Raw genomic sequence first — 6,549 nt, 5'->3', positions numbered from 1 at the left:
CCCCCCCCAAAAAACCCAAAAAAAAAAAGCCACTCTCCGGAGCACCCCGGGGCCCCGGTGGGTTGTCCCCGCCACACCCCCGCACCCCCACCCCGGTTTCGCTCGTTTCCAGCTCCTAATTACTGGTTCCTGCCCCATGACCCAACTCGCCTCCAGCTACGACCCCAGATCCTTTGAAACCGCGCTCTATGAGTCGTGGGAGAAGGCCGGCCTGTTCAAGCCGTCCGGCAAGGGCGAGCCCTACACCATCCTGCTGCCGCCGCCGAACGTGACCGGTACCCTGCACATGGGCCACGCCTTCCAGCAGACGCTGATGGATGCGCTGATCCGTTACCACCGCATGCGTGGCTACGACACGCTGTGGCAGGTGGGTACCGACCATGCCGGCATCGCCACCGAAATGGTGGTCAGCCGCAACCTCGCACTGGAAGGCAAGGGCGAAACCCGCGACTCGCTGGGCCGCGATGGCTTCATCGACAAGGTGTGGGAGTGGAAGGCGCATTCGGGCAACGTGATCGAGGGCCAGATGCGCCGCCTCGGCACCTCGGCCGACTGGTCGCGCAGCACCTTCACCATGGACCCGGGCCCAAGCGAGGCGGTGATCGAGTCCTTCCTCCGCTGGCACGAACAGGGCCTGATCTACCGTGGCCAGCGCCTGGTCAACTGGGACCCGGTGCTGAAGACCGCCATTTCCGACCTGGAAGTGGAGAGCGTGGAAGAAGACGGCTTCATGTGGTCGATCGCCTACGCGCTCAACGACGGTGCCAGCTATGAGCACGTCGAAGTCGATGCCGACGGCAACGAGACCCTGCGCGAAACCCGCAATTACCTGGTCGTGGCCACCACCCGTCCGGAAACCCTGCTGGGCGACACCGCGGTGATGGTGCACCCGGAAGACAGCCGCTACGCGCACCTGATCGGCAAGAGCGTGACCCTGCCGCTGACCGGCCGCAGCGTGCCGGTGATCGGCGACGACTACGTCGACAAGGCCTTCGGCACCGGCGTGGTCAAGGTGACCCCGGCGCATGACTTCAACGACTACCAGGTCGGCGTGCGTCACAGCCTGCCGATGATCAACCTGTTCACCACCACCGCTACGCTCAACGAAAACGCCCCGCAGCAGTACCAGGGACTGGACCGTTATGCAGCGCGCAAGGTGATCCTGGCTGAGCTGGAAGACCTGGGCATCCTGGTCGAGACCAAGGCGCACAAGCTGCAGGTGCCGCGTGGTGATCGTACCGGCCAGGTGATCGAGCCCTATCTGACCGACCAGTGGTTCGTGAAGATGGACGGGCTGGCCAAGCGCGGCCTCGAGCTTGTGGAGAACGGCTCCATCAAGTTCGTGCCGGGCAACTGGATCAACACCTATCGCCATTGGATGGAGAACATCCAGGATTGGTGCATCAGCCGCCAGCTGTGGTGGGGCCACCGCATTCCGGCGTGGTTCGACGAAGCCGGCAACTGCTACGTGGGCCGCAACGAAGCCGACGCCCGCGCCAAGGCCGGGCTCGGCGACGAGGTGGTGCTGACCCAGGACAGCGACGTGCTGGAGACCTGGTTCTCCTCGCAGTTGTGGCCGTTCTCCACCCTGGGCTGGCCGAGCGAAGCGGCGATGGCCGAGCGCGGCTTTGAGCGCTACCTGCCGTCGAACGTACTGATCACCGGCTTCGACATCATCTTCTTCTGGGTGGCGCGCATGATCATGGCCACCGACAGCTTTACCGGCCAGATTCCGTTCAAGGACGTCTACATCACCGGCCTGATCCGCGACGGCCAGGGCCAGAAGATGTCCAAGTCCAAGGGCAATGTGCTCGATCCGCTGGACATCATCGACGGCATCAGCATCGACGACCTGGTTGCCAAGCGCACCCACGGCCTGATGCAGCCGAAGATGGCCGAGAAGATCGAGAAGGCCACGCGCAAGGAATTCCCGGACGGCATCATCGCCCACGGTGCCGACGCGCTGCGCTTCACCATCGCCGCGCTGGCCACCCACGGCCGCGACATCAAGTTCGACATGAGCCGCGCCGAGGGCTACAAGAACTTCTGCAACAAGCTGTGGAACGCCAGCCGCTTCACCCTGATGAACACCGAGGGCGCGAGCTTCTCTGGCGTGCCGCAGCCGCGCACCGATGCCGAGCGCTGGATCCTTGCACGCCTGGCCAAGGTTTCGGCCGAAGCACAGCAGCACTACGCCGACTACCGCTTCGACCTGTTGTCGCAGGCGCTGTACGAATTCGTCTGGAACGAATTCTGCGATTGGTTCCTGGAACTGACCAAGCCGGCCTTGAACGGTGACAACGCCGAGGATGCGGCGAGCACGCGTCATACGCTGCTATACGTGTTGGAAGCGGTGCTGCGCCTGCTGCACCCGCTGACCCCGTTCGTCACCGAGCAGCTGTGGAAGCAGGTAGCGCCGCGTCTTGGCATCAGCGCCGAGTCGTTGTCGCTACAGACCTATCCGACCGCGGAGGAATTTGCTGGCGACTACGCGCAGGCCGAAGTCGACGTGGAATGGTTCAAAACCATGGTCAGCGCCCTGCGCCGCGTGCGCAGCGAGTTGAACGTGCCGCCGTCCAAGCAGGTGCGTCTGTTGCTGCAGGGCGGGCAGGATGCGGATCGCAGCCGCCTCGAACGCTTCGCCTCGCAGCTGCGCTTCCTGCTCAAGCTGGAGAGCATCGACTGGTTGGCCGCTGATGCGGTGACGCCGCCGGCCGCGGCCGCCATTGTCGGCGAGCTGAAGCTGCTGGTGCCGTTGGAAGGTTTGGTTGACCTGGACGCCGAACGTGCGCGCCTGGACAAGGAAATCGCCCGCGTTTCTTCGGAAAAGGACAAGAGCGAGGTCAAGCTGTCGAAGTTCACCGACAAGGTGCCGGCGGCGGTGGTTGAGCAGGAGCGCGTGCGTCTGGTTGATTGGAACAGCCAGCTGGCCGGCCTGCAGGAGCAGCGCGCGAAGCTTTGAGGCTTGCTGATTGTTATTGTGGAGAACGCCGCCTTCGGGCGGCGTTTTCTTTTGTGCGTTGAGAATCAAAGAGCAGCGAGCGAAGAGCGCCCTCATCCGCCCTCCGGGCACCTTCTCCCGCGCGCGGGAGAAGGGAATGCAATGCGCCATGCACTTCTGCGGGATCGCTGTGCAATCTGCTTCATGTGCTTGAGCTTGATGGCACGCCCAGTTCACGACGCTGCAAGAATCACTGCAGTCCCTTCTCCCGCGTGCGGGAGAAGGTGCCCGGCAGGGCGGATGAGGGGGCTTTGGGCTTTGGGCTTTGGGCTTTGGGCTTTGGGCTTTGGGCTTTGGGCTTTGGGCTTTACCTCCCCGCAGCACCAACACCCCACAATCCCAGCTACCCTTCCAAAGCACCCCAACAACAGAACCCAATGTCCCTCGGCATCTTCTGCGCCGTCCTGTTCGCCGCCCTGCTCCACGCCAGCTGGAACGCAATCGTCAAACTCGGCGGCGACAAGCTGCTGACCACGATTCTGGTCACCGGTTGGGCTGCCGTCCTGTCCGCCATCGCCCTGCCCTGGCTGCCAGCCCCCGCCGCAGCAAGCCTGCCCTGGCTCGCCGCATCAGCCATTCTTCAAACCGGCTACTACGTGCTGGTCGCCCGCGCCTATCACCGCGCCGACATGAGCCTGTCCTACCCGCTGATGCGTGGTTGCGCGCCCTTGCTGGTCGCCATTGCCGGCACCTGGCTGTTCAACGAGCGCTTGTCCGCCAATGCCTGGAGCGGTATCGCGCTGATCAGTGCCGGCATCCTGTGCATGGCCGGCAGCAGCAGCATCAGCAACCTCCGCCTGCCGCTGTGCATCGCGCTGGTCATCGCCACCTACACACTGGTCGACGCGCAGGGCGCGCGCCTGTCCGGCAACGCCTTGAGCTACACGCTGTGGCTGTTCCTGCTGTCCGGCCTGCCACTGCCGATCTGGGCTTTGTTCGCCCGCCGCCGGCAGCTGGGCAGCTATCTGCGCGGCAACTGGCAGCGCGGACTGGTCGGCGGTATCGGCACCACCGCGTCGTATGCGATTGCACTGTGTGCGATGACCATCGCGCCGGTCGCGGTGATCGCCGCACTGCGCGAAACCTCGATCCTGTTCGCGTTGCTGATCTCGGCACTGCTGTTGAAAGAACACATCAGCCGCAAGCGCCTGCTCGCCGCAGCGCTGATCATCGCCGGTGTGGTGCTGTTGCGGCTGGCATAGCCAACGCAGCGCTCAGAGCGGCGGCATCACGCTGATGTCGTCGTCCACCAGCTCCATCGCCATCACCAGTGCGTCTTCGCGCCCGGTCGCGGTCGGATAGTAACGCGGACGGCGGCCGATCTCGTTGAAGCCTTCGCTGTGGTACAGCGCGATGGCCGAGGTATTGGACGGCCGCACTTCCAGGAACACCCGCAACGCGCCGCGTTGCCGTGCAACCCGCACCAACTCGCGCAGCAGACGCCGGCCATGGCCGCGCGACTGGCAAAGCGGATCGACACAGACATTGAGCACATGCGCTTCGTCGACGGCAATGCTGAGCACGGCATAGCCGGCAATGCCGCCCTCCTGCACCAGCACCCGGCACGGGTAGTCGGCTCGCAGGCAATCCTGGAAGATGCCGCGCGTCCACGGGAACGGATAGGCGCGCAGCTCCACTTCCATCACCGCATCCAGGTCCCCTTCATGCATGGGACGCAGGACCGACCCCGGCGCGGTCATTGCCGTGCTTTCCGCCGCAGACTGCGCAGCTGCGGCCACAGCGCGCGCTTGGCGGCTGGATCGGCACGCAGCTCGGCCAAGGGCCAGCTGTCCATCAGCGCCCGCGTTTCCGGTTCGTTGGGATTGCAGCCGGAGGCACGCAACAAAGCGATCTGCAGGCGGTCGGGCATCCCCAAGCCGCCGCTGCGACGAACACTACCCGCGGCACCGGCAGCGGATACCGGCGCGGGTGCAGTGCTCGGTGCCTGCGGTGCCTTTGCGGCCACTTCACGCGGCGGGGCAACAGCAACCGGCTTGGTCACCGCGCTCTGCGGCGGTGCCGCCCGCTCCACCGCTACCGTAGCGGTATCAAAGGCTGGCGCAGCAACGACTGGCGGCGCATCCAGCGCGCCGCCTTCCAGATAGACGGTGTAGCCCATCGCCTGCAGCCATGCCTGCTGCTCGGGGGTCCACACCGGCTCGGGCGAGAAACCGATCACTGCACCTTGCCGGCCGGCTGCCGCCAGCGCTGCAACAGCCACATCACCGGGCCGGACAGCGCATAGATCACGCCGACCACCAACAAGGTCCGCGCCGGGTCCAGTACCACGATGGAAATGACGATAGGCACCAAAGCCAGCACCACGAACGGCACGCGCTCCGAACGCGGGCCCTTTTCATTGCCGCCCTTGAAGCTCCAGAAGCGAATCCGGCTGACCATCAGCAAGCCAGCGACGATGGTCACGCCCAAAGCCACGTAGCGCAGCTCCTCTCCGCTCCAGCCCAGCGTGCCGTCGGCGAAGGCCCAGACGAAGGACATCATCAAACCGGCGGCGGCCGGGCTGGCCAGGCCAACGAACCAGCGCTTGTCGACGGTGCCGACCTGGGTATTGAAACGGGCCAGGCGCAGCGCCGCGCAGGCCGCATACAGGAAGGCCGCCGACCAGCCGACCCGACCCAGCACGTCGCCATCGAACTTCAGAGAGGACAGGGCCCAGTGGTACATCACCAGTGCCGGCGCCATGCCGAAACTGACCAGATCGGCCAGCGAGTCGTATTGCACGCCAAATTCGCTGCTGGTTCCGGTCAAACGCGCAACCCGGCCATCCAACCCATCCATGACCGCAGCCACGAACACAGCGACGCTGGCGTTGACGAACTGCCCGTTGGAGGCGGCAATGATCGCGTAGAACCCGGCAAACAGCCCGGCGGTGGTAAACAGGTTCGGGAGCAGGTAGATGCTGCGCGAACGCGGTGGTGGTCTCAATTCGTCCATACCCGCCAGTTTAATCGACTTGCCAGCCGCGTCACCGGGTGCTGCAATCGCTGCCTGCCCTGTTTCGGTGCCTGGAGTTGCCATGCTCACCCTGCCACGCCTCTGCTGCCTGCTCCTGCTCGGCACCGCTGCCACCGCCAGCGCGGCCAATCTGTACAAGTGGAAGGACGCCAATGGCGTCACCCAGTATTCCGAGCGACCGCCGGCCGGCAAGCAGTTCGAAACCCGCCGCATCACCGCCAGCGGTGCTTCTGTCGCCGAGCCAGAGGTTTCAGCCGAAGCCGACGAATCCGAGCAGTGCCTGGGTGCACGCAGGAATCTGCAATTGCTGAACGGCAATGGTCCGGTCAGTCAGGGCGTTGGTGCCGATGGCAAGCCGGGCGCTCCGCTGGATGACGCCCAGCGCGCGGCGCAGAAGCAGCTGGCCGAGGCGGCAGCTGCGGTCTATTGCAAGCCTGCGCCGAAGAACTGAGCTGGTAGCTGACAGGTAAAACCGGGGCAAAACCGGCAAAACCGGGGTGAGGGTAGGGGGTTTTTTTGGGTAAACCCCCGCGGGGCCCCCGGGTTGGCGGGGTTGGGCGGGTGGTTGGGGG

Annotated in this window: 6 protein-coding genes; 3 read left to right on the top strand and 3 right to left on the bottom strand. The window is 65.0% G+C overall.

Annotated features, from left to right (window positions below; genetic code table 11):
• Positions 1–136 precede the first annotated feature (136 nt).
• Positions 137–2,962 carry a valine--tRNA ligase gene (locus AC1VWL_RS18975; protein WP_482987709.1) on the top strand — a complete coding sequence of 942 codons (2,826 nt, stop codon included), beginning with the start codon at positions 137–139 and terminating at the stop codon, positions 2,960–2,962.
• Positions 2,963–3,378: 416 nt separating this feature from the next.
• Positions 3,379–4,203 carry an EamA family transporter gene (locus AC1VWL_RS18970; protein WP_482987708.1) on the top strand — a complete coding sequence of 275 codons (825 nt, stop codon included), beginning with the start codon at positions 3,379–3,381 and terminating at the stop codon, positions 4,201–4,203.
• Between the two features lie 12 nt (positions 4,204–4,215).
• Here AC1VWL_RS18970 and rimI read toward each other — a convergent pair whose 3' ends face one another.
• The 3 genes from rimI to pssA are packed head-to-tail and all read right to left on the bottom strand — an operon-like array spanning position 4,216 to position 5,956.
• Positions 4,216–4,701: a ribosomal protein S18-alanine N-acetyltransferase gene (rimI, locus tag AC1VWL_RS18965; RefSeq protein WP_482987707.1), complete on the bottom strand. Its 486-nt coding sequence runs from the start codon at positions 4,699–4,701 to the stop codon at positions 4,216–4,218.
• Entirely contained in the window at positions 4,698–5,120 is a 423-nt protein-coding gene (locus tag AC1VWL_RS18960; protein WP_482987710.1) for an alanine acetyltransferase, read from the bottom strand. Before AC1VWL_RS18960 ends, rimI begins: the two co-directional genes overlap by 4 nt.
• 56 nt (positions 5,121–5,176) lie before the next feature.
• Complete coding sequence (pssA, locus tag AC1VWL_RS18955) at positions 5,177–5,956, bottom strand: CDP-diacylglycerol--serine O-phosphatidyltransferase (protein WP_481550536.1); 780 nt, start codon at positions 5,954–5,956, stop codon at positions 5,177–5,179.
• Positions 5,957–6,038: 82 nt separating this feature from the next.
• On the opposite strand from pssA, the gene AC1VWL_RS18950 reads away from it, so the two are divergent.
• Entirely contained in the window at positions 6,039–6,428 is a 390-nt protein-coding gene (locus AC1VWL_RS18950; RefSeq protein WP_482987706.1) for a DUF4124 domain-containing protein, read from the top strand.
• Positions 6,429–6,549: the final 121 nt, after the last annotated feature.

Source organism: Stenotrophomonas sp. STEN063, assembly GCF_056854515.1.
Note: the sequence above shows the minus strand (reverse complement) of the source record. Positions and strands in the feature narration are given on the sequence as shown.

Excerpts from the sequence above, each read along its gene's own strand:
- AC1VWL_RS18975 (WP_482987709.1), top strand. The coding sequence starts at position 137 with ATGACCCAACTCGCCTCCAGCTACGACCCCAGATCCTTTGAAACCGCG.
- AC1VWL_RS18970 (WP_482987708.1), top strand. The coding sequence starts at position 3,379 with ATGTCCCTCGGCATCTTCTGCGCCGTCCTGTTCGCCGCCCTGCTCCAC.
- rimI (WP_482987707.1), bottom strand. The coding sequence starts at position 4,701 with ATGACCGCGCCGGGGTCGGTCCTGCGTCCCATGCATGAAGGGGACCTG.
- AC1VWL_RS18960 (WP_482987710.1), bottom strand. The coding sequence starts at position 5,120 with ATGGGCTACACCGTCTATCTGGAAGGCGGCGCGCTGGATGCGCCGCCA.
- pssA (WP_481550536.1), bottom strand. The coding sequence starts at position 5,956 with ATGGACGAATTGAGACCACCACCGCGTTCGCGCAGCATCTACCTGCTC.
- AC1VWL_RS18950 (WP_482987706.1), top strand. The coding sequence starts at position 6,039 with ATGCTCACCCTGCCACGCCTCTGCTGCCTGCTCCTGCTCGGCACCGCT.